Below are 24,946 nucleotides of genomic sequence, written 5' to 3' on the forward strand. Positions count from 1 at the left end.
TCAGGCTCCTTCCGGCATCTCGCGCGATGCCGCCTTCTCGACCGACACCGTCCGGCGTTCGATCCGCTTCTCGATCTCGGGGCCGACCACGACCACACGGTCGACGTACACGCCGGGCAGGTGCACGGCGTCAGGATCGATGTCGCCGGGCTCGACGAGCTCCTCGACCTGGGCGATGCAGATGCGCCCGGCCATCGCCGCGAGCGGCGAGAAGTTCCGCGCCGACTTGTCGAAGACGAGGTTGCCGAACCGGTCGGCCTTCAGCGCGTGCACGAGCGAGAAGTCCGTCGTGATCGCCTCCTCCATGACGAACTCGCGGGGCTCCCCCGCGACCTCGAAGGTCTGCACGGGCTTCGGCGGACTCGCGACGGCGACGGTGCCGTCGGCGTGATAGCGCCGCGGCAGGCCGCCCTCGGCGACCTGCGTGCCGACGCCGGTCTGCGTGAAGAACGCGGCGATGCCGCTGCCCCCCGCCCGCAGCTTCTCGGCGAGCGTGCCCTGCGGGGTCAGCTCGAGCTCGAGCTCGCCCGAGAGGTACTGCCGCTCGAACTCCTTGTTCTCGCCGACGTACGAGGAGGTCATCTTGGCGATGCGCTGCTTCGCGAGCAGCACGCCGAGCCCCCAATCGTCGACGCCGCAGTTGTTCGAGACGACGGAGAGCCCGTCGACCCCTGCGTCCAGCAGGGCCTGGATCAGCACCATCGGGATGCCGCAGAGCCCGAACCCGCCGACGGCGAGACTGGCTCCTGAGGGGATGTCGGCGACCGCTTCTTGGGCGGACCCGACGACTTTGTCGAGTGTCACGATGCACCTTCCTGTGTCTCCGCGGCCTGGATGCGGGTGCGGATCACATCGATCACGCTACCGGTGCCGAGGGCCGTCATGAGGATCGTGTAGTGGTTGACGTCGTCGACCTCGTGGACGACGAGCTGCGGGAGCCGTTCCGTCGCCGCAGCGACGAGCGGCGCGGCGTACAGGGGCGCGCCGTCCAGCAGGCCCCGCGGCGCCCTGAGGAAGTCGACCGGACCGGGCAGCGCGGCGAGCGCCTCGGCGTACCCCGCCGACCCGTCGAGTTCGAGCGCGTCGACGGCGACCGCATCGGCATTCGCCGCGCTGCGCAGTGCCGGCGGCTCCCCTTCGAGGTCGTAGTCGACGTACGCCTCGATCGCGTCGCTCCAGTACGGACCCATCGCGGGATGGCGCCGCCAGAACGCGAGGTACGCCGCCCGGTCGGGGAACGTCATCGCCAGCCGCTCGAGCGCCGGGCCGAGCAGGAGCGCCGGCAGGTCCTCGGGCGCGACGCCCGCGGGCGCCGGGATCGGCAGTCCGCCGTCGACGAGGACGATGCCCGCGACGCGGTCGGGGTGGCGCTCGGCGAGGCGCACGGTGACGAACGCGCCCATCGAGTGCCCGACGACGAACGCGCGCGGGACGCCGAGCGCGTCGAGCACGCCCGCGAGATCGTCGGCGTGCTGCTCGAGTCCGTACGGCGCAGGCAGCCGGTTGCTGCGACCGCGACCGCGCAGGTCGGGGGCGATCACCCGGCGGTCGGGCAGGCCGTCGGCGAGCAGGTCCCATGCGCGATGGCTGGCGGTGATGCCGTGCACCGCGAGGATCGGCAGCCCCGAGGCATCCTCGTGCCACTGGCCGCCCGCGAGCGCGCCGCCCGCGACCGCGGCGGTGAAGGCGGCGCCTGTCATCGTGCGCTCCATCCGCCGTCCATCGTGTAGCTCGCTCCCGTCACCATGCCCGCGTCGGGCCCCGCGAGCCAGAGCGCGAGGCTCGCCACCTCGGCGGGCTCCACGAGCCGCTTGACGGCCGACTCGGTGAGCATGATCTTCGGCAGCACCTCCTCCTCGGTGATGCCGTGCAGCCGCGCCTGGTCGGCGATCTGCTTCTCGACGAGCGGCGTGCGCACGTAGCCGGGGTCGATGCAGTTCGACGTGACGCCGTGCGAGCCGCCCTCGAGCGCGGTGACCTTCGAGAGCCCCTCGAGCCCGTGCTTGGCGGCCACGTAGGCCGACTTGAACGGCGACGCCCGCAGGCCGTGCACGCTCGAGAGGTTGATGACCCGTCCGAAGCCCCGCTCGTACATGCCGGGCAGCGCGGCGCGGATGAGCAGGAACGGCGACTCGAGCATGAGCCGGAGGATGAACGAGAACCGCTCGGGCTCGAACTCCTCGATCGGGCGGACGTGCTGGATGCCCGCGTTGTTGACGAGGATGTCGGCTTCGAGCGAGAGGCCGGCGAGCGCCGCGGTGTCGGCGAGGTCGACCGCCCACGACTCGCCGCCGAGCTCGTCCGCGAGCGCGGCGGCGGCGTCGGCGTCGAGGTCGGCGATCACGACGTGCGCACCCGCGCTCGCGAACGCACGCGCGCAGGCGGCGCCGATGCCGCTCGCTCCCCCGGTGACGACGGCGCGTCGCCCAGTGAGATCGGTCACGTTTCCTCCTTGTCGGCCGCGCTCCCGCGCGGCGTCGTGGGTCTGGTGGGATGTCTCGTGCTCACGCATCGGTCGCCTCCTCCGCCTCGAGCGGATGCCGGACGCGGCCCGACCGGATGCGCTGCGGCAGGCCCGCGATGCCGCCCGGCAGGAACAGCACGACGAGGACGAACAACGTGCCGAGGATGAACAGCGGCTCGCTGAGCGGCACCCGCAGCACGGCGGGCAGGCCGGCGACGGCGTCGGAACCGGCGAGCGCGGTGAGCCGCTGGTCGAGGATCGTGTAGACGATGCCGCCCACGATCGCGCCCCAGCGGTACCCGACTCCGCCGAGCACGACGATGACGAGCAGCGTGAGCGTGAAGTCGGCGGTCGCGATGCGCGGCGACGCGCCCGACTGCAGCAGCAGGTAGGCCATGCCGACGACGACGGCGAGCACCGAGGCCACGACGAACACGAGGAGCTTCACGGTGTAGGGGCGGAGGCCCAGCACGCGCACGCGCAGTTCGTTCTCGCGCGTCGCAGCGGCGACGTGCCCGGCGCGACTCCGCTCGACCCACAGCACGACGAGGTACACGACGACGAGCACCGCGAGCGCGAGCCAGTAGAGGTTGCGGGTGTTCACCACGCCGACGAGCGCGCTGGGCACGTGCTCGATGTCGAGCGACAGCCCTTCGTCGCCGCCCGTCGCCCCGCCGGGGTTGCGGCGGATGAGCACCGAGCCGGCCTGGGCGAACGCGAGGGTCACCATCGCGAACGAGATGCCGGTGACCCGCAGGGCGAGCGCGCCGACGGTCATCGCGAGGACGAGCCCGCCGACGAGCGTCACGAGGATCGACACGACGAAGATGAGGTCGCCGGGCCACTCGGGCGGTGCGAACGCCTCGAGCGTCATGCCGAGGCCGTACGCGCCCGCGGCGAAGAAGAGCGCGTGCCCGAACGACAACAGGCCGGCGAGGCCGAACATCATGCGGTAGCCGAGGGCGAGTGCGGCGATGAGCATCGCGTAGGCGAGGAGCTGCAGGGTGCCCGGGGTGTAGGTGGGGCCGGGCAGGACGCCCGGGACGTCGATCGCGAGCAGCGGCAGCACGGCGAGCCCCACGACGGCGAGCACGCCGCCGATCACCGGCAGGAGGGCCGTGTTCTGCCAACGGGTCCGTCTCGACATCATGCGACCTTCCCCATGAGCCCACGCGGGCGGATGAGCAGCACCACGGCGAGCGCGACGACGACGACGAGGTCGCCGGTGCCGCCGAGGTAGAAGTTGGCGAACTGCTGCAGCACGGCGACGAGCACCGAGGCGACGGCCGCGCCCGTGAGCGATCCGAGCCCGCCGATGACCGTCACGATGAACGCGAAGATGAGCAGCACGCTGCCGAGGTGGGCCGACACGTAGCCGTAGTAGACCGAGGCGAGCACCCCGCCGAGTCCGGCTGCGGCGCCCCCGATCGCGAAGACGAGCGTGAACGACCGCCGCACGTCGATGCCGAGCGCCGACACCATCTGCCGGTTCTCCACGCCGGCCCGGATGATGAGGCCGTAGCGGGTGCGGTGCAGGAAGAGCACGATGCCGCCGAGCACGACCAGGGCGCACGCGATGAGCAGGAACCGGTCGTTCGGGATCCTCGCGCCGAGGATCTCGGTCGTCTCCGTGAGCCATTCGGGCTTCGCGGTGTAGATCGGGTCGGTGCCCCAGATGCCCTCGAAGAGGGCGACGGCGGCGAGCGAGAGCCCGACGGTGACGAGCGCCTGCTCGATGTGCCGCTCGTAGAGCCGCCGGATCAGGAAGTACTCGGTGAGGGCCGCGACGAGCGCGCCGACGGCCATGCCGACCAGCGCAGAGACGGCGAGTCCCCACCATGTTCCGTCGGAGACCCTCCGCCCGGCCTCCCAGCCGAGGAACGCGGAGATCGTGAGGAACGCGCCGTGCGCGAAGTTCAGGACGCCCATGAGCCCGTAGATGAGCGAGAGCCCGCTCGCGACGAGGAAGTACAGGGCCCCGAGTCCGAGGCCGGTGATGACGAGGAGGACGACGGTGCTCATCAGGCGGCCTCGCTCGCGTCGTGCACCCCGAGGTGGCGCTGCACGAGCGCCTCGTCGTCGAGGAACTCGTGCGCCGTGCCTGTGAACACGACCGTGCCGCCCGAGAGCACGACGACGCGCTCGGCGAGCCGGCGGATCACGTGGAGGTTCTGCTCGACGAGGAGGATCGGCACCGTCTCGGCCGCCGTCGCGAGGGCCGCGGCGACCTCGTCGACGATGCGCGGCGCGAGCCCTTTCGTGGGCTCGTCGACGAGCAGCAGCCGGTTGTCGTTCACGAGGGCCCGGGCGAGCGAGACCATCTGCTGCTGCCCGCCCGAGAGGGTGCCCGCGCGCTGCGCGCGGCGCTCGACGAGGTCGGGGAAGAGCCGCTCGACCAGTTCGCGCCGCGGTGCCGCGTCGCGCTCGGCGAGCCGGAGGTTCTCGGCCACCGTGAGGCCGCCGAACACCTCGCGGTCCTCGGGCACGTAGCCCACGCCGCGCTGCACGATGCGATGGGTCGGAAGGCCGTCGATGCGCTCCCCCGCGAGTCGGACCTCGCCCGAACGCTCGATGAGGCCGAGCACCGACTTCACGGTCGACGTCTTGCCGACGCCGTTGCGCCCGAGGAGGGCGGTGACCCCGGTCGCGGGCACCTCGAACGTGACGTCCTCGATGACCTGCTGCCCGGCGATGCGCCCGGTGAGGCCGCGGACGTCGAGGATCGACTCGGTCACATCGCCTCCCCGAGGTAGGCGGACTGCACGGTGGGGTTCGCCATGACGGCCTCCGGGGTGTCGACGGCGAGCAGTTCGCCGTGGTGCATGACCGCGACGCGGTCGACGAGGCCGAGCACGACCTCCATGTGGTGCTCGACCATGAGCACGGTGCGCCCGCCGCGGTGCAGCCGGCGGATGACCTCGGTGATCGCGGGGACGTCGCCGGAGGCGACGCCGGCCATCGGCTCGTCGAGCAGGATCGCCTTCGGGTCCTGCGCGAGGAGCATCGCGATCTCGACCTTGCGCTTCTCGCCGTGGGCGAGACCCGACGCCTCGGCGTCGGCGCGGTGCGCGAGGCCGACCTCCTCGAGGCAGTCGAGGGCGCGCGTCGTCGCCGCGTCGCCTGCGCGCGGGATGCGCACGAGGCTCGTGGCGCCGCCGAGGCGGGCCTGCGCGGCGAGCCGCACGTTCTCGAGCACGCTGAGCTCGGGGAAGAGGCTCGAGGTCTGGAAGGTGCGGCCGAGCCCGGCCGTGGCTCGTCGGTGGACGGGCTCGCGGGTGACGTCGACGCCGTCCAGGACCACCCGCCCGGCGGTGGGGCGGACGACGCCCGAGACGACGTTGAAGAGCGTCGTCTTGCCGGCGCCGTTCGGCCCGATCACCCCGAGCATCTGGCCCGCGGGCACCTCGAGCGAGACCCCCTCGAGGATGCGGGCCCCGCCGATGCGGAGCCCGATCCCCTCGAGTGCGAGCATCGCGTGGTCGCTCGTCATGCGGTCACTCGCCGGCGACGGGCGGGGCGACCGTCTCGGCGTCGACGGTGTCGACGAGCTCGGGCACCCAGGCGTCGCCGTCCTGCACGAGCTTCGCCTGGTACATCGGCTGGATCATCGCGTGGTCCTCCTCGCGGACGGTGATCTCGCCCTTGACCGAGTCGAACGTCCAGCCCTCGAGCGCGTCGACCATGCCGTCGACGCTGTCGCCGCCCTCGCGGACCGCCTGCACGAGCATCTGCGCGGCGACGAAGCCGTCGGGCGAGAACAGGTCGGGCGTCGCTCCGGCCTCGTCGAGGTGCTCGATCATGGCGGTCTCGACGTCGGTGCCCGACGCGCCGGCGAAGTAGTGGTTGAGGAACGAGATGTCGCTCGAGGCATCCCCGTAGGCACCGTAGGTCGCGACGTCGCCGAGGCCGGTCACGACGGGCGCGGCGTCGAAGACGCCCTGCTGGGCGAGTGCCGTCCACATCGCGCCCGACGAGGCGCCGGCCCACGCGACGAAGACGAGGTCGGGCGAGGCGGCGACGAGCTGCTGGGCGAAGGGCGTGAACTCGGTGGCGTCCTCGGCGACGAGCACGCCCTCGACCGTCGCGCCCTGGCCGCCGAGCACCGCCTGCACCCCTGCGAGGTTGCCCTGGCCGAACGCGTTGTCCTGCGCGAACACGACGACCTTCTTGCCGGCCGGGTCGCCGATGAAGGTGCCGGCCGTCGCGACGTCCTGGTAGGTCTGCCGGCCGGAGCGGAAGGTGTAGTCGTTGACACCGGTGATCGCGTCGGCCGCGGCGGGGCCCGAGATGTAGAGGATCTTGTTCTGCTCGGCCTGCTCGGCGAGCGCGGTCGCGATGCCCGAGACGACGGTGCCTGCGATGATCTGCGTGCCCTGGCCGATGACGTCCTTCGCGAGCGAGACGGCCGTGTCGGGGTTGCCCTGGTCGTCGAGCCACTCGATGTCGAGCTCGCGCCCGTCGACGGCGCCCGTGCCGTCGGTGGCGTAGTCGAGGCCGGCCTCGAAGCCCTCGGTGTAGGCCTCGCCGTAGGCGGCGAGCGGACCCGACTGGCTCGTGATCATCGCGACCTTCACGGGAGCTGCGTCGCCCGACGCATCGCCTCCGCCCGCGGTGGCGGTCGGTGCGCAACCGACCAGGGCGATGGATGCGGCGGCGATGACGGCCGTCGCGAGATACCTCTTCGTAACCCGCATGGTGTGTGTGCCTCTCAACGGTGAACGGCTGTGGTGACGGCCCCGCGACAGGTGCGGCGCCCGGATTGCGCTCCCCAGTATTCGATGCGCACGCCTGCAGCGTCGATGCCGAGAATCGCAGCCTCGATGTGCAGTTCTGCACATCGCCCGAGCGGCGGCGGCCCCGCCCGGGGAACCTAGACTGGAAGCACACCCCACCTGCTGACGAAGGAGTCACCCACCATGAGCACGCCCGACGTCGTCATCATCGCCGGCGCCCGCACCCCGTTCGCCCGCATCAACGGCAACCTCGCCTCGCAGTCCGCCGTCGAGCTCGGAACCGTCGCGATCCGCGGCGCGCTCGAGCGGGCCGGCGTCTCCCCCGACGACGTCGACGCCGTCATCATGGGCCAGGTGCTGCAGGCCGGTGCGGGCCAGAACCCCGCCAAGCAGTCGGCCGTCGCTGCGGGCATCCCCTGGCGCGTGCCGGCCACGACCGTCAACAAGGTCTGCCTCTCGGGGCTCGTGGCCATCACCGATGCGGCGCGCCTCATCCGGCTCGGCGAGGCCGACGTCGTCGTGGCCGGCGGCCAGGAGTCCATGACGAACGCGCCGCACCTGCTGCCCGGCTCCCGGGCCGGCAAGACCTACGGCGACTGGACGATGGTCGACCACGCCGCGCACGACGGCCTCACCGACGCGTTCGACCACGAGTCGATGGGCGCCTCGACCGAGCGGGTCAACACGCGCTACGGCATCGAGCGTCCCGAGCAGGACGAGATCGCCGCCGCCTCGCACGCACGCGCCGGCGCCGCGCAGGCCTCTGGCGTCTTCGCCGACGAGATCGTCGCGGTCGAGATCCCGCAGCGCAAGGGCGACCCCGTGGTCGTCGCCGAAGACCAGGGCGTTCGCCCCGACTCGACCGTCGAGGTGCTCGCGAAGCTGCGTCCGGCGTTCGCCGCCGAGGGCACCATCACTGCGGGCAACTCCTCGCCGCTCTCCGACGGGGCCGCGGCGGTCGTCGTCGCGAGCCGCCAGTGGGCCGAGTCGCGGGGCCTCCCGTGGCTCGCGCTCGTGGGTTCGGCCGGCCAGGTCGCGGGGCCCGACAACTCGCTGCACTCGCAGCCGTCGAACGCGATCGCCGCCGCGCTCGAGAAGGGCGGGGTCGCGGCGAGCGACCTCGACCTCGTCGAGATCAACGAGGCCTTCGCCGCCGTGTCGCTGCAGTCGGCGCGCGACCTCGACCTCGACCTCGAACGGGTGAACGTGCACGGCGGCGCGATCGCCCTCGGACACCCGATCGGCGCCTCGGGCGCGCGACTCGCGCTGCACGCGGCGCTCGAGCTCTCCCGCCGCGGCGGCGGCAACGCCGCGGTCGCCCTCTGCGGCGGCGGCGGGCAGGGCGAGGCGCTCCTGCTCAGCCGCTGACACGATCGTGATGGATGCCTCGGCCCCGCGCCGAGGCATCCATCACGACACCGTTTCAAGGGGATCGTCCAGCGCTGAGGACGATCCCGGCCGAATCGTCCTGACGAGCCTGCGAAATCCTGAAACGATAGGCGCATGACGACGCCAGCGCACCCCCCGCTCGACCACCGCCTGCGCCGCATGGTCGGGCGCGACCCGTCGGAGCCGCATCGCGCCGCGACCCCGCTCGAGCTGCTCTTCGACCTCACCTTCGTCGTCGCGTTCAGCCAGGCCGGCACCCAGGCCGCGCACCTGCTCGAGCTCGGGCACTTCTCCTCGGCGATCATCGCGTTCTCGCTCGCGGTCTTCGCGATCTGCTGGGCGTGGATCAACTACACATGGCTCGCGAGCGCGTACGACAACGACGACGCCTACGTGCGCGTCGCCACCATGGTGCAGATGGTCGGCGTGCTCGTGATGGCGCTCGGCATGCCCGAGTTCTTCCACTCGATCGAGGGCGGAGAGCACGTCGACAACGGCGTCATCATCGCGGGGTACGTCATCATGCGCCTCGCGACGATCGCCCTGTGGCTGCGCATCGCCCGGCACGACCCGTCCTCCAGGCGCACGGCGCTGCGCTACGCGGGCTATCTCGCGATCGTGCAGGCGGCGTGGATCGTGCTCATCGTCGTGAACCTGCCCTTCGCGCTCACGCTGTGGATCTGGCTGCTGCTCGGCATCTGCGAGATGGCGATCCCGCCGCTCGCCGAGCGCGGCGGCGGCTCGACGCCGTGGCATCCGCACCACATCGCCGAGCGCTACGGGCTGCTCGTCATCATCACGCTCGGCGAGGTCGTGCTCGGCACGATCCTCGCGATCTCTGCGGCCGTCGAGGCGGAGGGATGGTCGCTCGACGCGGGCCTCGTCGCGTTCGGCGGCACCCTGCTCGCGTTCGGCCTGTGGTGGACCTACTTCACGATGCCCTCCGGCAAGCTGCTCGCCCGGTTCCGTCGCCGCTCGTACGTGTGGGGCTACGGGCACATGATCGTGTTCGGGGCGCTCGCGGCGACGGGCGCGGGACTGCACGTCGCGGCGAACGAGATCGCCGGCTATGCGCCGATCGACGACGTCGCGGCACTCGGCACCGTCGTCGTGCCGGTCGCGATCTTCCTCACGGCGCTGTTCACGCTCTACAGCTTCCTGATGGGTCGGTTCGACCCCTTCCACATCGGGCTCTTCCTGGGCAGCATCGTCGTGCTCGCACTCGCGCTCGTCGCCGTCGCGGCCGGCGCGAGCCTGCCCGTCGGCATCGTCATCGCCGCGTGCGCGCCGATCGTCGTCGTGGTCGGCTACGAGACCGTCGGCCACCGCCACCAGCGCGCGGCGCTCGAGGAGATCCTGCGCTGAGGCCGCACGGCGACGCGGATGCCGCGGCACTCGGCCGCGGCATCCGCGTCGTCCTTCGGCGTCAGGCGTTCGGCCGGTTCGCGCGCAGCACCTCGAGGCGTGCGCGGTACTCGGTCTCGTCGATGTCGCCCTGCGCGAATCGCTCGGCCAACGTCTGCTCGGCCGTGCGGGCGCCGCGCGCCCACGGCGGCCCGTAGCCCGACGCCTGGGCCTCGGCCCAGTAGCGGCGGCGATTGCGGCTCACGAGGAAGACGATGAGCCCGATGACGAGGATCCAGAAGATCGGGATGAGGAAGAAGACCCACCCGAACCCGGCGGCCCAGGGGCCGGCGTGGGTGGCCGCGGTGGCGGCGAGGGTCGTGAACATGAGGTGCTCCCGGTTGATTCGTGCGGTCGCGTCTCGACCGTCGATTCGAGTCTCGCGACCACGGGGCCGCGGCGAATCCGCCCGGCGGAGGCACTTCGACTGCTCCCCCGGGAGCATCCGCGCCGCCGCGGGGTACGACCCGCCGCCGCCGGGCCGGAGCGGCCCGGCTACTCCTGCCAGCCGGGCGCGACGAGGCCCGATTCGTACGCGACGACCACGAGCTGCACCCGGTCGCGAGCGTGCAGCTTCTGCATGATGCGCGACACGTGGGTCTTCGCGGTCAGCGGGCTCAGCACGAGCCGCTCGGCGATCTCGTCGTTCGTGAGCCCCTGGCCGACGAGGCGCAGCACCTCGCGCTCGCGCTCGGTGAGCACCGAGAGGGATGCCTCGTCGGCATCGCGCAGGCCGGTCGCGAAGCGCGCGAGGAGCCGCTTGGTCACGCCCGGCGAGAGCAGCGCCTCCCCGCTTGCGACCACCCGAACCGCACGGATGAGGTCGACCGGCTCGGTGTCCTTCACGAGGAAGCCGCTCGCCCCCGCTCGTACGGCCCGCGCGACGTACTCGTCGAGCTCGAACGTCGTCACGATCACGACGTGCACTCCTGCGAGGGCGGGGTCCGCGGCGATCTGCTCGGTGGCCCACAGCCCGTCGCCGCCCGGCATCCTGATGTCCATGAGCACGACGTCGACGGGTTCGCGGCGCACGAGGCCGAGGAGCTCCTCGCCGGTCGACGCCTCGCCGACGACGTCGAGGTCGGGCTCCGCGTCGAGCAGCGCGCGGAAGCCGGCGCGCACGAGCACCTGGTCGTCGGCGAGTGCGACGCGGATCGTCATGCGGTGCCTCCCCAGGGCAGTTCGGCACGCACCCGCGTGCCGCCGAGCGGACCGCGACCGAGTTCGACGGTGCCGCCGAGGAGTGCGGCGCGTTCGCGCATGCCGAGGATGCCGCGGCCTTCGCCGGCCTCGTCCGCGGCGGCGCCGAGTCCGCTCCCGTCGTCGTCGACCGTCACGACGAGCAGGTCGTCCGCCCGCTCGAGCACGACGTCCGCGTGGCGTGCGCCCGCGTGCCGCACGACGTTCGTGAGCGCCTCCTGCACGATGCGGTAGGCGGCGAACTGCACGGCCCGCCCCGGCGGCGCGTCGAGCCGGTCGTCGAGCGCGACCGAGAATCCGGGCGACGCGAGCCCGCGCACGAGGCGCGGGAGCTCGGCCAGCTCGGCCTGAGGCACGAGGGGCGCCCCGCCGTCGCCGTCGCGGATGACGCCGAGCACGCTCCGCACCTCGTCGAGCGCGGTCTTCGACGTCTCCTTGATGTTCGCGAGCGCGGTGCGAGCCTGCTCGGCATCGCGGTCCATGAGGTGCAGTCCCACGCTCGCCTGCACGTTGATCTGCGAGAGGGCGTGCCCGATCACGTCGTGCAGCTCGCGGGCGATGCGCACCCGTTCCCGCTCCTCGGCGGTGCGCCGGCGGTTCGCCGCCTCGGCGCGCATGGCGGCGAAGCGTGCCCGGCGGGCCCGGGCGAACCAGCCGATGCCGAAGCACGCCGCGAGCGCGAGCGTCGTGATCGCGATCCGCGCCGGATGCCACGACACGCCGAGCACGGGGCCGAGTGCGATCGCCGCGGCCCAGCCCGTGACGACCGAGGCCGCGGCCCAGACGACGGCGCCGCGCGCGACGCCGAGCACGATGGCGAACGCGAGGGCCGCGTAGGGCGGCCCTGCATCGGGGGTCAGCAGCACGTCGGCGAGCGCCGCGAGCGTCACGACGGCGACCGTCGGACCCGGGAACCGCCGCGAGGCGAGCAGGGCGAACGGCCCGATGACGGCGAGGGCGATCTGCAGCGCGGCCGTGCCCGCGTCGAGCCGGAGCCAGAACGCGATGCCGATCGCCGCGGGCAGCTGCACGAGCAGGCTGACGACGACGGGTGCCCAGAGCACGAACCCGGCCGGCGGCCGGCGCTCGCCGCCCGCCCACGGCGGCCCGCCCGCCCACGGCGGACGGCCGTTCCAGGTCTCGACGGGGCTGCGTGGATCGGGCACGGCCCGATCGTATCGCCGGCCCGGCCGGGCGGCGTCTGCCCGGCGGCGGCTCATCGGGTACTCCCGCGGGAGTACGCGCCGGCCCGCTCGACGCGCGCGGGCATCAGAAGAGCGAGACCGGCTTCACGATGTCGGCGTAGATGAGCAGCGCGCTCATCGCGCCGAACACGACGACGACCGCGAGTGTCACGGGCATGAGCTTGGCGAGGTCGACGGGCCCGGGATCCGGTCGGTGGAACAGCTTCGCGAAGCCCCGCCTGATGCCCTCCCAGAGCGCCCCGGCGATGTGCCCGCCGTCGAGCGGGAGCAGCGGGATCATGTTGAACACGAAGAGCATGACGTTCAGCGCGGCGAGGATGCCGACCATCCAGGCCGCCTTGTCGACGACGGCGACGTCGTCGAGCGCGGCGACCTCGCCGGCGACTCGGCCGACGCCGACGACCGACATCGGCCCGTTCGGGTCGCGCTCCTCGGGGCCGAACGCCGCCTGTGCGACGTCGACCATGCGCTGCGGCAGGTTGAAGATGACTCCGGCGACGGCGTTCATCTGGTCGCCGACGGCCGGCAGCACGGCCGTGATCGGCTGCTGCACCGTCTCGGATGCCGCGCCGATGCCGACGAACCCGACGTCGACCGTGACCGGCGCGCCCGAGGCGTCCTTCACGACCTGGCCGTTCTCGCCGATCGCGTACTGGGTGCTGAGCATGGGCGTGACGGTGAGCGCGACCTCGGCGCCGTCGCGCTCGACGACGAGCGCGACCGGGTCGCCGGGGTGCTCGCGGATGATCGCGGTCGACTCCGACCACGAGTCGATCGGCTCGCCGGCGACGGAGACGATGCGGTCGCCGGGCTCGATGCCGGCAGCGGCGCCCGGCGCCTTCGGATCACCGGGCTCGCAGGTCTGGCGCTCGCTCGTCGCGGGCAGTGCGCACTCCGAGACGGTGCCGACCGTCGTCGAGGCCTGCGTCACGCCGAAGCCCATGAGCAGCACGCCGAACAGCACGGTCGCGAGCACGAGGTTCATGAACGGGCCGCCGAACATCACGACGATGCGCTTCCACACCGGGAGCCGGTAGAACGCCCGATCCTCGTCGCCCGGCGTGATCGACTCCGCGCTCGAGTCGCGCGCGTCCTGCACGAGCCCGCGGAAGAAGCCCGTCGAGTCGGCCTTCACCTCGCCCTTCCTGCCGGGCGGGAACATGCCGATCATCGAGATGTAGCCGCCGAGCGGGATGGCCTTCACGCCGTACTCGGTCTCGCCCTTGCGTCGGGACCACACCGTCGGCCCGAAGCCGATCATGTACTGGGTCACCTTGACCCCGAAGAGCTTCGCGGGCACCAGGTGCCCGATCTCGTGCAGGCCGATCGACACGGCGAGGCCGACGACGATGATGGCGACGCCGATGACGAACGCGAGCACGGAATCCACGGTCGACAGCGTACTGCGGGCGGCTCGGAGCGCGCTGGGCGAGCGCTATCGATCCGCTGAGCGGGCGATCCGCGCGTCGGCGGCGCGCCGGGCCGCCGACTCGGCGGCCGCGAGCGACGCCAGGGTCACCGGGCCGGACGCCTCGTGGTGCTCGACCACGTCGCGCACGGTGTCGACGATGTCGAGGAAGCCGATGCGGCCCGCGTGGAACGCCGCGACCGCCTGCTCGTTCGCCGCGTTGAAGACGGCCGGATACTCGCCGCCGGCGCGACCGACCTGCTTGGCCAGTCGGATCGCGGGGAACGCCTCCTCGTCGAGGGGCTCGAACGTCCAGGCCTGCGCCTGCGTCCAGTCGATCGGGCGGCCCGCGGCGGCGACGCGGTTCGGCCAGTCGAGGCCGAGCGAGATCGGGAGGCGCATGTCGGGCGGCGAGGCCTGCGCGATCGTCGAGCCGTCGACGAACTCGACCATCGAGTGGATCATCGACTGCGGGTGCACCACGACGTCGATGCGGTCGTAGTCGACGTCGAACAGCAGGTGCGCCTCGATGACCTCGAGGCCCTTGTTCACGAGGGTCGCCGAGTTCGTCGTGATCACGAGGCCCATGTCCCAGGTGGGGTGCGCGAGCGCCTGCGCCGGCGTGACGCCGGCGAGGTCCTCGCGGCGGCGGCCGCGGAACGGGCCGCCCGACGCCGTGAGCACGAGCCGGCGCACCTCGTCGTCGGTGCCCGAGCGCAGCGCCTGCGCGATCGCCGAGTGCTCGGAGTCGACCGGAACGATCTGCCCCGGCTTCGCGAGCCGGGTGACGAGGTCGCCGCCGACGATGAGCGACTCCTTGTTGGCGAGGGCGAGTGTGGCGCCGCGTTCGAGCGCGGCGAGGGTCGGTCCGAGGCCGACGGACCCGGTGATGCCGTTGAGCACGACGTCGGCGTCGACGTCGCGCACGAGCTGCACGGCCTCGTCGATGCCGACGGCGGTGTGCTCGACCCCGAACTCCGCGGCCTGTTCGGCGAGGAGCGCCCGGTTCGAGCCGACGCCGAGGCCGACGAGTTCGAACCGGCGCGGGTTCGCCCTGATGACGTCGAGGGCTTGGACGCCGATGGAACCCGAGGACCCGAGGATGATGACGCTGCGCACGAGCACAGCCTACGGCGCGCCGGCCTCGCGGGACCTGCGCCGTCGACGACGGTGACCGACGGCCGGCCGTCACACGAGTACGGCGACCGACGCGACCACCGGCTCGGGGACGGGCAGGTCGTGGAATCGGACGCCGCGCCAGCCCGGCCCGAACTCGGGCACCGTGCGCTCGATGCGACCGATTCCGCCGTCATCGCCCGGCATCGTGACCGCGAGCGTCGAGGGCTCGATGAAGCCGGTGTGCCCCATCGCGCGCAGCAGCGCCGACTTGCGCGCCCAGATGAGCGCCCGCGCCCGCGGCCGCTCGGCCGGGTCGAGCGCCGCGAGCGCGGCGCGCTCGCTCGCATGGAGGGCGGCCTCGTCGACCGATTCGCGCACGCTGTCGCCCGCGGGCTCGATGCCGACGCCGACCCTGCGACTCGTGGCGGCCGCGGCGACGACGACCTCGCCGGCCACGCCCACGTCGACGAACCACGGCGCCCCGGTCGGCGTCGTCGGGTACCCGACCGAGGGCCGACCGTGCCGGTTGCCGCAGACCTCGCACGCGTGCACGAGCTCGACGTCCTCGGACGGCACGCCCGATCCGTGCGCCACCAGCCGGCGCAGCACCGCATCGGCGGCCGGCCCGCGGCGGCCCCGTGTGGCCACCAGCACGCGCGTGTCGCCGCCCGCGAGCTCGATGAGCTCGTCGTCGCCGATCGCTTCCATGCCCCGATTCTCCCGCATGTGCGGCTTTCCGCACCGCCGGGGCAATATGCCGTCGGTCGCATATCGCGGCTCGTATGGTCGGATGGTGAGTGCTCCGTCGATCAAGCAGGTGCGACAGGGTCCGGTCTACCGCATCTTCCGAGGCATCCTGAAACCGCTCGTGCGGCTCGTGTACCGCCCGAAGATCACGGGCGCCGAGCACGTGCCCGCCACCGGACCGGTGATCCTGGCCTCGAACCATCTGTCGTTCGTCGACAGCATCGTGATCCCGCTCGCATCGCCGCGACCCGTGCAGTTCCTCGCGAAGTCGACGTACTTCACCGGCACCGGGTTCTCGGGCTGGCTCTCGCGCACCTTCTTCGGCGCGATCGGCGCGGTGCCGGTCGAGCGCGGCGCCGGATCGCAGGCGCAGGAGGCGCTCGACGCGGGCCGCGGCATCCTCGAGGGCGGCAACGCCTTCGCCCTCTACCCCGAGGGCACGCGATCGCTCGACGGCCGCCTGTACCGCGGCCGCACGGGCGTCGCGTGGCTCGCGCTCATGACGGGCGCCACGGTGGTGCCCGTCGGGCTCATCGGCACGCAGGAGATCCAGCCGGTCGGCGCCAGGTTCCCCCGGGTGCGCCCCGTCACCGTGCGGTTCGGCGAACCCATCGACGTCTCCCGCCACGGCGCCGCCACGAGCGGGCGCGCCCGACGCGCGGCGACCGACGAGATCATGGCCGCGATCCACGCGCTCAGCGGCCAGGAGCTCGCGGGCGTCTACAACGAGGCCCCGCCGCAGGGCGCGCTGGCGAAGCTCGCCGACAAGGTCGTGCCGCGCGAGCGGATCTGACGCGATTCCCAGCCCGGCCGCGCACGCACCCGGTATCGTCGCTCCGGTGACCTCCGCGAAGCCCGTCGCCCGTGCCCGCACCGCCGCGCGCACGCGTATCGTGCGCGCCGCCGGGCTCGCGGCCGCGGCCCTGTTCGCCGTGGTCGGGCTCGCGGCGTGCGCCCCGCCCGACGGTCGGGACGCGACGTGGGAGGGCGGCGCGGCGAACCGTGCGACGCCGACACCCGAGTTCGCGATCCCCGACGCGACGACCGGGTTCGACCCCGGCTTCATCGTCAGCGACGACGCGTTCTACGACAGCGCAGCGATGTCGGCGGGTGAGATCCAGGCCTTCCTCGAGGGCATCGACTGCCGCCCCGACGGCGATGTGCCGTGCCTCGCCGACTACCGGCAGACGACCACGACGCAGCCCGCCGTGGGCGGCGAGCACTGCGCCGCGTACGAGGGCGAGTATCGCGAGCGCGCGTCGGCGATCATCGCGAAGGCCGCGCGGGCGTGCGGCATCAGCCCGCGCACACTGCTCGTGCTGCTGCAGAAGGAGCAGTCGCTGCTCACCCGTCCGAGCGCCGACGGGTACCTGCGGGCGACCGGGTACGGCTGTCCCGACACCGCGGACTGCGACCAGGAGTACTTCGGGTTCTTCAACCAGGTGTACAACGCGGCGTGGCAGTTCCGGCAGTACACCGAGGAGCCGAAGCGCCAGTACCGCATCGGCAACGTCCGCGTCGCGTTCAATCCCGATGCGGCCTGCGGTGCGGCGAAGGTCGCGATCCGCAACCAGGCGACCGCCAACCTCTACAACTACACGCCCTACCAGCCGAGCGACACGACCCTCGCCGATCCCGAGGCGGGCGATGACTGCTCGGCGTTCGGCAACCTCAACTTCTGGCGTCTCTGGCACCGCTGGTTCGGCGACCCCGAGGCCGAGCGCTATCCCGGCTTCCTGCCGGAGTGCACGCGACTGGTCGGCGGTCACACGTGCCCGCCCGGTCCCACGCTGCCCGCGCGACCCGCCTCCGACGGCCCCGGCGCCTGACCGCGCCGGCCTCGGGCGCGCCGCTGGTCGCGCCGCGGGGGCGCCCGGCCACCGCACGGCCGCGGCTCAGCCGGCGACGACGACGGTCGGCTCGTGCCGCACCGGGAACGCGACCGAGGCGGCGATGAAGCACTTCTCGGATGCCTCGGCGTGCAGCTCGAGCGCGAGCTCGCGCATCGAGGCATCCGCCACCACGACCCGTGGCCGCAGGACGACCTCGGTGAACCGGCCGCCACCGCGGCCGTCCTCCTGCATGATCCCAGCCGCGACGTCGGCATAGCCGCGCACGACGACGCCGTGGTTGGTCGCGACGTGCAGGTACGAGAGCATGTGGCACTGGCTGAGCGCCGCGATGAGGAGATCCTCGGGGTTCCAGCGTTCGGCATCGCCGTGGAACACCCGATCGCTCGACCCCGCGATCTCGTGCTCCTTGCCCGCGACCCGGACCACGTGGCGCCTGCTGTACGCGCGGTACCCGCTGGTGCCCGTGCCGCGGTCGCCCTGCCACTCGACCTCGACCTCGTACTCGTGCCGCCCGAGCATGCCGTCTCCTCCCGACTCCTCCTCCGATTCTGCCGCCTCCACCGGCGGTCCCGACCGCTCCCGGCCTCGAAGCGCGGGGGCCTGCGGCGATATGGTGGAGGCACCATGACTGACTCCCAGATGCCCGCCCAGACCGCAGCCGCGCCGGTGTACACCGTGCCGCAGGAGCGCAAGATCGTCACCGCCGTTCCCGGCCCCAAGTCGCAGGAGCTGCAGGCCCGTCGCGCGAACGTCGTCTCGGCCGGCGTGTCGAGCGCACTGCCCGTCTTCATCGAGCGTGCGAACGGCGCGATCCTCGTCGACGTCGACGGCAACCGGTTCCTCGACTTCGGCGCCGGCATCGGCGTCACGACGATCGGCCACACGGAGGAGCGCGTCGTCGCCGCGGCCGCCGCACAGCTGCAGGACGTCATCCACACGCTCTTCACCGTCACGCCCTACGAGGAGTACGTGCGCGTGGCCGAGCTGCTGGCCGAGCACACGCCCGGCAACTGGGCGAAGAAGTCGGTGCTCGTGAACTCGGGCGCCGAGGCCGTCGAGAACGGCGTGAAGATCGCCCGCAAGCACACCGGTCGCCGCGCCGTCGCGGTGCTCGACCACGCGTACCACGGCCGAACGAACCTCACGATGGCGATGAACTACAAGGCCATGCCGTACGGTGCGGGCTTCGGCCCCTTCGCCGGCGACGTCTACCACGCGCCGGGCTCGTACCCCTACCGAGACGGCCTCTCGGGCGCCGACGCGGCCGCCCGCACCATCGGCTATCTCGAGAAGGTCGTCGGCGCCGCCGACCTCGCCTGCCTCGTGGTCGAACCGATCCAGGGCGAAGGCGGATTCATGGTGCCGGCCGAGGGCTTCCTGCCGACGCTGCAGGCGTGGTGCGCCGAGCACGGCGTCGTCATGATCGCTGACGAGATCCAGTCGGGCATGGCCCGCACCGGCCGCTACTACGCGAGCGAGCACTTCGGGTGGGAGCCCGACCTCGTCCTCAGCGCGAAGGGCATCGCGGGCGGCCTCCCGCTCGCGGCGGTCACCGGCCGGGCCGAGATCATGGATGCCTCCCACCCCGGCGGCCTCGGCGGCACGTTCGGCGGCAACCCCGTGGCGTGCGCGGCGGCGATCGCGGTCTTCGAGGCGATCGAGGAGAACGACCTGCTCGCCGAGGGCCGCCGCATCGAGGCGACGCTCATGTCGGGGCTCGAGCGGCTGCAGCAGCGCTACGACACGATCGGCGACATCCGCGGCAAGGGCGCGATGATCGCGATCGAGCTCGTCGAGCCCGGCACCCGCGACACGTCGAAGCGTCCGAACCCCGAGGCGGTCGCGTCGCTCGTCGCCTACGCCGCGCAGCAGGGCGTCCTGTTCCTCAGCGCCGGCACGTACGGCAACGTGCTGCGATTCCTGCCCAGCCTCGCCATGAGCGACGAGCTCATCGAAGACGGCCTGCGCGTGCTCGACGACGGCCTCGCGGCCCTCGGCTGAGCCCGTGTCCGGTACCTTCTCCGTCGCCGATTCCGTCCAGCTCGCCGTGGTCGAACGCAGTGGTTTCATCGAGTCCCGGCACGCCGGCTCCGCCGTCGTGCTCTCCCCAGAAGGCGAGGTCGTGCGCTCGCTCGGCGACGTCGCGACCCCCGTCTTCCCTCGCTCGGCGATGAAGCCGTTCCAGGCCGTCGCCGTGATGACGTCGGGCGTCGCGCTCCGCGGCGAGGACGCGGCGATCGCGATGGCCAGCCACTCCGGCACGGCCGCGCACGTCGCCCTCGTCGAGGGTCTGCTCGCCCGTGCCGGCATCCCCGAGTCGTCGCTCGGCTGCCCGCCCGCCATGCCGGGCGACCGCGTCGCCCGCGACGAGCTCATCCGCCGCGGCTCGCCGAAGCGTCGCGGCTACATGACCTGTTCGGGCAAGCACGCCGCCATGCTGCTGGCATGCGCGGCGAACGAGTGGCCGCCGGGCGGCTACCTCGACCCCGAGCATCCGTTGCAGAAGCGCATCCTCGACGTGCTCGAACGCCTCACGGGCGAACGGCCGGCTGCGACCGCGATCGACGGGTGCGGAGCCCCCGTGCACGCGGTGAGCCTCACGGGGCTCGCCCGCGGGGTCCACAAGATCACGACCGCCCAGGCCGGATCGCCGTTCGCGCTGTACCGCGAATCCGCGGCGCTCACCGCCGCGGCGCGCGAGCACGGCTGGGCCGTGGCCGGCCCGGGCCAGCCCGACACGGTCGCGATCGAGCGCCTCGGCGTGTTCGCGAAGTTCGGCGCCGAGGGCGTCATGATCATGTCGGCCCCCGACGGCACGACGACCGCCGTCAAGGTGCTCGACGGCTCGAACCGCGCGTCGACGATCATCGCACTGCGGCTGCTCGCCGCTGCGGGCGCGGTCGACGACGCCGCGATCGACGACGTGCAGACCGAGCTCGACCTCTGGGTCATGGGCGGCGAGCGGCGCGTCGGCGAGGTCCGCGCGACCGTCTGAGCCGCGGCGCGCCGCGCGCACGACGAACGGGGATGCCTCGGCCGGATCCATCCCGCCGAGGCATCCCTCGTTCGTTGCTGCCGCGCCGCCGGCGACCGGCGGCGCAGCAGCCGGTCGTCAGCCCAGCCTGGCGAGACGCTTCTGGCGCGCCGCCCGGGAGACCTGGGCGCCGACCACGAGCACGAGGGCGATGATGAACACCGCCGACGCGATGACGTTCGCCTCCGCAGGGATGCCGCGCGCCGCCGAGATGTAGATGTACTTCGGGAACGTCGACACCGAACCGGAGTTGAAGTTCGTGATGATGAAGTCGTCGAAGCTCAGCGCGAACGACAGCAGTGCGGCCGCCGCGATGCCCGGCATGAGGAGCGGGAAGGTGACCCGCCAGAACACCTGTGCGGGCGAACCGTAGAGGTCTCGACCGGCCTCTTCGAGGGCCGGGTCGAGGCTCGCCACGCGGGCCTTCACCGTCACCACGACGAAGCTGATGCAGAACATCGTGTGCGCCAGGATGATCGTCGTCATGTCCTTCGCCACCCCGGCCGCGAGGAACTGGGCGGCGAGGCCGGCACCGAGCACGACCTCGGGGGTCGCCATCGGCAGGAACAGCAGCAGGCTGATCGCCGAGCGTGCCCGGAACCGGTAGCGCACGATCGCGATGGCGATCATCGTGCCGAGCACCGTCGCGGCGACCGTCGCGACGAGGCCGATCACGATGCTGTTCGCGAAGGCCTCGCACACCGCGCCGCCCTCGACGTTGCAGACGTTGATCCACTTGTCGAAGGTGAAGCCGCGCCACGAGATGTTCGACTTGATCGAGTCGTTGAAGCTGAACACGAACGTGTACGCGATCGGGATCAGCAGGAACACGAAGGCGATGACCGTGTAGACCGGCAGCAGCCAGTCGCCGAGCCCGAGCCGGCGCGGGCGGACCCGGCCGCCGGCCGGCTTGTTCGCGTCGAGCTGCTCGTTCTCGCTGAGCCCGCCGAGGACGGCGGCCGCCTGGACTTCTCCGCTCACAGCAGGTCCTCCGTCCCAGAGCGCTTCACGTAGATGCCGACGAGCACGAGGATCGCCGCCATGAGGATGATCGACAACGCCGCCGCTGCCGGATAGTTGAGCAGCACGAGGAAGTTCGCCTCGATCACGTTGCCCATCATCTGGGTGTCTGGACCGCCGAGGAAGTCGCGGCTCGCGTTCACGTAGTCGCCCGCGGCGGGGATGAAGGTGAGCAGCGTGCCCGCGACGATGCCGGGCATCGACAGCGGGATGGTGACCTTGCGGAACACGTGGAACGGGTTCGCGTACAGGTCGCTGCCCGCCTCGAGGTACCGCACGTCGAGGCGCTCGAGCGTGGTGTACAGCGGCAGCGTCATGAACGGGATGAAGTTGTACGTCAGACCGAAGATCACGGCGAACGGCGTGCCCGTGAAGTGGGCGTCGGGGGCCATCAGCGACAGGGCCTTGAGCGAGGTGATGATGAACGACTCGTCCGACAGGATCTGCTTCCATGCGAGCGTGCGCAGCAGGAAGCTGATGAAGAACGGGGCGATCACGAGCACGAGCATGAGGCTCTGCAGGAGCGGCCAGCGGCGCGCCTTGACGCCGATGAAGTACGCCAGCGGGTAGCTGATCACGAGCGCCGCGATCGTGGCGACGAGCGCGTAGCCGAACGAACGCAGGATGTGCGGCCAGTACAGGGTGACGACGTCGACGTAGTTCTGCCAGTTGAAGGCGTAGTCGTAGACGCCGATGTCGCCGAACTCGCTCGGCGCCTGCAGCGAGGTGAGGATGAGCGAGACCAGCGGGGTCAGGAAGAACAGCACCAGGTAGGCGATGCCGGGCAGCAGCAGGAACAGCGCGATGGGGCTGCGCTTTCGCTGTGCCTGCGGCTGCGCCTCGGCGGTCGAGAACGCTGCGAAGGCCATGTCAGTGCTCCTCGAGCTCCGAGACGAGCGCCTCGCGGTGCAGCGCGGCGAGCGAGGTCGTCGACGCGTCGTCCTGGAAGCGGGTCTCGTCGGGGCCGTCTTCGAGGCCGAAGCCGTGCTCGACGGCCCAGCTGATCCACACCTCGCTGCCGAGGCCGGCTACGGGCCCGAAGCCGATGTTCTGGGCGAACACCATGACCGTGCCGTGGCCCGGGATCTCGACGAGGTACTGGGTGCTCACACCCGAGAACGACACGTCCACGACACGACCGGGAGCGAGGACGTTGCGGTTCGCGTCGGCGGCGGGCGCCTCCCGGTGCAGCGAGACCTTCTCAGGCCGGACGCCGACCGTGACCTCGCCCTGATGGCGCTGCGCGCGAGCCGCGGGCACGACGATGCGCGCCCCGGCCGACTCGACGGTGATCGCGTCGGCGGTCGTCGAGACGACCTGGCCGGTGAACAGGTTCGACTGACCGAGGAAGTTCGCGACGAACGCCGTGCGAGGCAGTTCGTAGAGCTCCTCGGGAGCGCCCATCTGCTCGATCGCGCCCTTGTTCATGACCGCGACGGTGTCGGCCATGGTCATGGCCTCCTCCTGGTCGTGGGTCACGTGGAGGAAGGTGAGGCCCACCTCCTCCTGGATGGCCTTGAGCTCGAGCTGCATCTGGCGGCGCAGCTTGAGGTCGAGTGCGCCGAGCGGCTCGTCGAGCAGCAACAGCGCCGGGCGGTTCACGATCGCACGGGCGAGCGCGACGCGCTGCTGCTGACCGCCCGAGAGCTGCTGGGGCTTGCGTTGCGCGATGTGATCGAGCTCGACGAGCTTCAGCGCTTCGTGGGCCTTCGCCATCGGGTCGGCGATCTTGCGGCGCTTGAGCCCGAACGCGACGTTCTCGATGATCGTCATGTGCGGGAAGAGCGCGTAGCTCTGGAAGACCGTGTTCACGGGGCGCTCGTGCGCCCGCGTGCTCGTGACATCGCTGCCGCCGATGAGGATGCGGCCCTGCGTCGGCTCCTCGAGGCCGGCGACGAGTCGGAGCGTCGTCGTCTTGCCGCAGCCCGACGGACCGAGCAGGGCGAAGAACGAGCCGGCGGGGATCTTCAGGTCGAGGTTCTCGATGGCCGTGAAGCCGGGGAACCGCTTCTGGATGCCGACGAGTTCGAGGTCGGCCCCGCGTTCGGCGAATTCTCGGATCGCCATCGTCACGACCCCAGCAGGATGCTCTGGAACTCGGCCTGGTACTTCTGCTCCTCGGCACCCGACAGCGAGCGGAAGATGTGCGCCTGCTGCAGCGTCTCCTCGTTCGGGAAGATGAGCTGGTTCTCGGCGAGTTCGGGGTCGATCGCGGCGGCGGCCTCCTTCGCGCCGACGACCGGCGTGATGTAGTTCACCCACGCGGCGACCTCGGCGGCGACCTCGGGCTCGTAGTAGTAGTTGATGAGCGTCTCGGCGTTCGTCTTGCGGGGCGACCCGATCGGCACGAGGAAGTTGTCGTTCCACAGCGTGCCGCCGGCCGACGGGAGGGCGAACTCCCACTTGTCGCCGGCCTCGGCGTTGATCACGGTGATGTCGCCCGACCACACGATGGCGGCGAGGGTGTCCTCGCTCTTCAGGTCCTCGAGGTACGAGTTGCCCTTGATGTTGCGGACCTGGCCGTTCTCGACCTGCTCGCGCAGGATCTCGATGGCGGCGGTGTACTCGTCGTCGCCCCAGTCGCCGGCGATGTCGGTGCCGTTCTCGAGCATGATGCAACCCATCGTGTCGCGCATCTCGGAGAGCACGCCGATGCGGCCCTTGAGCGACGGGTCCCACAGGTCGGACACGCTCGTGAGCCCGCCGGGGATCGCCTCCTTGTTCCAGGCGATGCCGGCGAAGCCGCCCTGCCAGGGCACGGTGAACTCGCGGCCCTTGTCGAAGTCGGGGTCGCGGAGCGCCGGGTTGAGGTTCGCGAGGTTCGGGATGTTCGCGTGGTCGAGCGCCTGGGTGTAGCCGAGGCGGATCCATCGGGCGGCCATCCAGTCGGTGAGCACCGCGAGGTCGGCGTCGATGTCCTGGCCGAGCGCGAGCTGGTCCTTCACCTTGCCGTAGTAGGTGTTGTTGTCGTCGACGGCGACGTCGTAGTTGACCTCGATGCCCGTCTGCTCGGTGAACGCCTGGAGCGTCGGGTAGTTGCCCGCGTCGTCTTCGTCGATGTACGCGGCCCAGTTGGCCCAGTTGAGGGTCTTGTCCGTCTCCGACTTGTCGGCGGCGGGAGTCGGCTTCGCCTTGCCGCCGCCGGTCGAACAGGCGGCGAGCGCGAGGGCGGTCGCGCCGGCGCCGGCGCCGGCGAGGAGGGTTCGGCGATTCAGCTGCGACTGGCGCGCCTTCGCGATCAGTGCACGGATCATCGGGTCTTGAGGCAGGGGCCGAGAGCTCACGGGGGACTCCATTTCGGTGGCAAGCGCATACGGGGTGGGATGATCCTGACACAGGGTGCACCGGTTGTGCAGTACATGGTGTCCGA

Annotated in this window: 25 protein-coding genes; 6 read left to right on the top strand and 19 right to left on the bottom strand. The window is 71.7% G+C overall.

Features of this window, described 5'->3' with window-relative positions; translation table 11 throughout:
- The 8 genes from LR269_RS14340 to LR269_RS14375 all read right to left on the bottom strand — a co-directional run bounded on the left by LR269_RS14340 (position 1) and on the right by LR269_RS14375 (position 7,158).
- The gene (locus LR269_RS14340) at positions 1-804 is read right to left on the bottom strand and encodes a CoA transferase subunit A (protein WP_231431435.1); all 804 of its coding nucleotides are present in this window, start codon (positions 802-804) and stop codon (positions 1-3) included.
- Positions 801-1,700: an alpha/beta hydrolase gene (locus LR269_RS14345; protein ID WP_231431436.1), complete on the bottom strand. Its 900-nt coding sequence runs from the start codon at positions 1,698-1,700 to the stop codon at positions 801-803. The genes LR269_RS14340 and LR269_RS14345 overlap by 4 nt, the downstream gene beginning before the upstream one ends.
- Positions 1,697-2,443, bottom strand: coding sequence for a 3-hydroxybutyrate dehydrogenase (locus LR269_RS14350; protein WP_231431437.1), 747 nt, complete (start codon positions 2,441-2,443; stop codon positions 1,697-1,699). The genes LR269_RS14345 and LR269_RS14350 overlap by 4 nt, the downstream gene beginning before the upstream one ends.
- A gap of 61 nt (positions 2,444-2,504) precedes the next feature.
- Positions 2,505-3,614, bottom strand: coding sequence for a branched-chain amino acid ABC transporter permease (locus LR269_RS14355; protein ID WP_374201132.1), 1,110 nt, complete (start codon positions 3,612-3,614; stop codon positions 2,505-2,507).
- On the bottom strand, positions 3,611-4,486 hold the full coding sequence (locus LR269_RS14360; RefSeq protein ID WP_231431438.1) for a branched-chain amino acid ABC transporter permease: 876 nt from the start codon (positions 4,484-4,486) through the stop codon (positions 3,611-3,613). Before LR269_RS14360 ends, LR269_RS14355 begins: the two co-directional genes overlap by 4 nt.
- Positions 4,486-5,199, bottom strand: a complete 714-nt coding sequence (locus LR269_RS14365) for an ABC transporter ATP-binding protein (protein ID WP_231431439.1) — start codon at positions 5,197-5,199, stop codon at positions 4,486-4,488. The genes LR269_RS14360 and LR269_RS14365 overlap by 1 nt, the downstream gene beginning before the upstream one ends.
- Positions 5,196-5,954, bottom strand: coding sequence for an ABC transporter ATP-binding protein (locus LR269_RS14370; RefSeq protein ID WP_231431440.1), 759 nt, complete (start codon positions 5,952-5,954; stop codon positions 5,196-5,198). The genes LR269_RS14365 and LR269_RS14370 overlap by 4 nt, the downstream gene beginning before the upstream one ends.
- A gap of 4 nt (positions 5,955-5,958) precedes the next feature.
- Positions 5,959-7,158 (bottom strand): substrate-binding domain-containing protein, encoded by a 1,200-nt coding sequence (locus tag LR269_RS14375; protein ID WP_231431441.1) that lies wholly within the window; start codon positions 7,156-7,158, stop codon positions 5,959-5,961.
- A 222-nt stretch (positions 7,159-7,380) separates the two neighbouring features.
- On the opposite strand from LR269_RS14375, the gene LR269_RS14380 reads away from it, so the two are divergent.
- Together LR269_RS14380 and LR269_RS14385 are read left to right on the top strand one after the other, a co-directional pair.
- Positions 7,381-8,565 carry an acetyl-CoA C-acetyltransferase gene (locus LR269_RS14380; RefSeq protein WP_231431442.1) on the top strand — a complete coding sequence of 395 codons (1,185 nt, stop codon included), beginning with the start codon at positions 7,381-7,383 and terminating at the stop codon, positions 8,563-8,565.
- 135 nt (positions 8,566-8,700) lie between these two features.
- The gene (locus LR269_RS14385) at positions 8,701-9,951 is read left to right on the top strand and encodes a low temperature requirement protein A (protein ID WP_231431443.1); all 1,251 of its coding nucleotides are present in this window, start codon (positions 8,701-8,703) and stop codon (positions 9,949-9,951) included.
- Positions 9,952-10,012: 61 nt separating this feature from the next.
- Here the strand turns inward: LR269_RS14385 and LR269_RS14390 are convergent, their stop codons facing one another.
- From LR269_RS14390 to LR269_RS14415, 6 genes are all read right to left on the bottom strand, one after another.
- Entirely contained in the window at positions 10,013-10,318 is a 306-nt protein-coding gene (locus LR269_RS14390; RefSeq protein WP_231431444.1) for an SHOCT domain-containing protein, read from the bottom strand.
- Positions 10,319-10,485: 167 nt separating this feature from the next.
- Positions 10,486-11,151: a response regulator transcription factor gene (locus LR269_RS14395; RefSeq protein ID WP_231431445.1), complete on the bottom strand. Its 666-nt coding sequence runs from the start codon at positions 11,149-11,151 to the stop codon at positions 10,486-10,488.
- A complete protein-coding gene (locus tag LR269_RS19025) occupies positions 11,148-12,356 on the bottom strand; it encodes a sensor histidine kinase (RefSeq protein ID WP_231431446.1) in 1,209 nt (402 codons plus the stop codon). Before LR269_RS19025 ends, LR269_RS14395 begins: the two co-directional genes overlap by 4 nt.
- 103 nt (positions 12,357-12,459) lie before the next feature.
- Positions 12,460-13,785: an RIP metalloprotease gene (locus LR269_RS14405; protein WP_231431447.1), complete on the bottom strand. Its 1,326-nt coding sequence runs from the start codon at positions 13,783-13,785 to the stop codon at positions 12,460-12,462.
- A gap of 45 nt (positions 13,786-13,830) precedes the next feature.
- On the bottom strand, positions 13,831-14,922 hold the full coding sequence (gene dxr / locus LR269_RS14410) for a 1-deoxy-D-xylulose-5-phosphate reductoisomerase (RefSeq protein ID WP_231431448.1): 1,092 nt from the start codon (positions 14,920-14,922) through the stop codon (positions 13,831-13,833).
- 69 nt (positions 14,923-14,991) lie between these two features.
- Entirely contained in the window at positions 14,992-15,630 is a 639-nt protein-coding gene (locus LR269_RS14415; RefSeq protein ID WP_231431449.1) for a 4'-phosphopantetheinyl transferase superfamily protein, read from the bottom strand.
- Positions 15,631-15,712: 82 nt separating this feature from the next.
- Between LR269_RS14415 and LR269_RS14420 the strand changes: the two genes are divergently transcribed.
- Positions 15,713-16,462: a 1-acyl-sn-glycerol-3-phosphate acyltransferase gene (locus tag LR269_RS14420; protein ID WP_231431450.1), complete on the top strand. Its 750-nt coding sequence runs from the start codon at positions 15,713-15,715 to the stop codon at positions 16,460-16,462.
- A gap of 46 nt (positions 16,463-16,508) precedes the next feature.
- Positions 16,509-17,498 (top strand): hypothetical protein, encoded by a 990-nt coding sequence (locus LR269_RS14425; RefSeq protein WP_231431451.1) that lies wholly within the window; start codon positions 16,509-16,511, stop codon positions 17,496-17,498.
- 66 nt (positions 17,499-17,564) lie between these two features.
- Here the strand turns inward: LR269_RS14425 and LR269_RS14430 are convergent, their stop codons facing one another.
- The gene (locus LR269_RS14430) at positions 17,565-18,041 is read right to left on the bottom strand and encodes an OsmC family protein (RefSeq protein ID WP_231431452.1); all 477 of its coding nucleotides are present in this window, start codon (positions 18,039-18,041) and stop codon (positions 17,565-17,567) included.
- Between the two features lie 105 nt (positions 18,042-18,146).
- On the opposite strand from LR269_RS14430, the gene gabT reads away from it, so the two are divergent.
- Positions 18,147-19,523 (top strand): 4-aminobutyrate--2-oxoglutarate transaminase, encoded by a 1,377-nt coding sequence (gene gabT, locus LR269_RS14435; RefSeq protein WP_231431453.1) that lies wholly within the window; start codon positions 18,147-18,149, stop codon positions 19,521-19,523.
- Positions 19,524-19,527: 4 nt separating this feature from the next.
- Positions 19,528-20,517 (top strand): asparaginase, encoded by a 990-nt coding sequence (locus LR269_RS14440; RefSeq protein ID WP_231431454.1) that lies wholly within the window; start codon positions 19,528-19,530, stop codon positions 20,515-20,517.
- 117 nt (positions 20,518-20,634) lie between these two features.
- Here the strand turns inward: LR269_RS14440 and LR269_RS14445 are convergent, their stop codons facing one another.
- The 4 genes from LR269_RS14445 to LR269_RS14460 form a co-directional block, all read right to left on the bottom strand.
- Positions 20,635-21,417, bottom strand: coding sequence for an ABC transporter permease (locus tag LR269_RS14445; protein WP_231432360.1), 783 nt, complete (start codon positions 21,415-21,417; stop codon positions 20,635-20,637).
- Positions 21,418-21,533: 116 nt separating this feature from the next.
- The gene (locus tag LR269_RS14450) at positions 21,534-22,445 is read right to left on the bottom strand and encodes an ABC transporter permease (protein WP_231431455.1); all 912 of its coding nucleotides are present in this window, start codon (positions 22,443-22,445) and stop codon (positions 21,534-21,536) included.
- 1 nt (position 22,446) lies between these two features.
- Positions 22,447-23,643 (bottom strand): ABC transporter ATP-binding protein, encoded by a 1,197-nt coding sequence (locus LR269_RS14455; protein WP_231431456.1) that lies wholly within the window; start codon positions 23,641-23,643, stop codon positions 22,447-22,449.
- A 2-nt stretch (positions 23,644-23,645) separates the two neighbouring features.
- Complete coding sequence (locus LR269_RS14460) at positions 23,646-24,860, bottom strand: spermidine/putrescine ABC transporter substrate-binding protein (protein ID WP_231431457.1); 1,215 nt, start codon at positions 24,858-24,860, stop codon at positions 23,646-23,648.
- Positions 24,861-24,946: the final 86 nt, after the last annotated feature.

Origin of the sequence: Agromyces sp. S2-1-8 (genome assembly GCF_021129215.1) — a bacterium.
GTDB classification, from domain to species: Bacteria; Actinomycetota; Actinomycetes; order Actinomycetales; family Microbacteriaceae; genus Agromyces; species Agromyces chromiiresistens.

Bases quoted from the DNA above. Each gene is read 5' to 3' on its own strand.
- LR269_RS14345 (WP_231431436.1), bottom strand. From the start codon at position 1,700: ATGACAGGCGCCGCCTTCACCGCCGCGGTCGCGGGCGGCGCGCTCGCG.
- LR269_RS14355 (WP_374201132.1), bottom strand. From the start codon at position 3,614: ATGATGTCGAGACGGACCCGTTGGCAGAACACGGCCCTCCTGCCGGTG.
- LR269_RS14360 (WP_231431438.1), bottom strand. From the start codon at position 4,486: ATGAGCACCGTCGTCCTCCTCGTCATCACCGGCCTCGGACTCGGGGCC.
- LR269_RS14370 (WP_231431440.1), bottom strand. From the start codon at position 5,954: ATGACGAGCGACCACGCGATGCTCGCACTCGAGGGGATCGGGCTCCGC.
- LR269_RS14375 (WP_231431441.1), bottom strand. From the start codon at position 7,158: ATGCGGGTTACGAAGAGGTATCTCGCGACGGCCGTCATCGCCGCCGCA.
- LR269_RS14380 (WP_231431442.1), top strand. From the start codon at position 7,381: ATGAGCACGCCCGACGTCGTCATCATCGCCGGCGCCCGCACCCCGTTC.
- LR269_RS14385 (WP_231431443.1), top strand. From the start codon at position 8,701: ATGACGACGCCAGCGCACCCCCCGCTCGACCACCGCCTGCGCCGCATG.
- LR269_RS14390 (WP_231431444.1), bottom strand. From the start codon at position 10,318: ATGTTCACGACCCTCGCCGCCACCGCGGCCACCCACGCCGGCCCCTGG.
- LR269_RS14395 (WP_231431445.1), bottom strand. From the start codon at position 11,151: ATGACGATCCGCGTCGCACTCGCCGACGACCAGGTGCTCGTGCGCGCC.
- LR269_RS14415 (WP_231431449.1), bottom strand. From the start codon at position 15,630: ATGGAAGCGATCGGCGACGACGAGCTCATCGAGCTCGCGGGCGGCGAC.
- LR269_RS14420 (WP_231431450.1), top strand. From the start codon at position 15,713: ATGGTGAGTGCTCCGTCGATCAAGCAGGTGCGACAGGGTCCGGTCTAC.
- LR269_RS14430 (WP_231431452.1), bottom strand. From the start codon at position 18,041: ATGCTCGGGCGGCACGAGTACGAGGTCGAGGTCGAGTGGCAGGGCGAC.
- gabT (WP_231431453.1), top strand. From the start codon at position 18,147: ATGACTGACTCCCAGATGCCCGCCCAGACCGCAGCCGCGCCGGTGTAC.
- LR269_RS14450 (WP_231431455.1), bottom strand. From the start codon at position 22,445: ATGGCCTTCGCAGCGTTCTCGACCGCCGAGGCGCAGCCGCAGGCACAG.
- LR269_RS14455 (WP_231431456.1), bottom strand. From the start codon at position 23,643: ATGGCGATCCGAGAATTCGCCGAACGCGGGGCCGACCTCGAACTCGTC.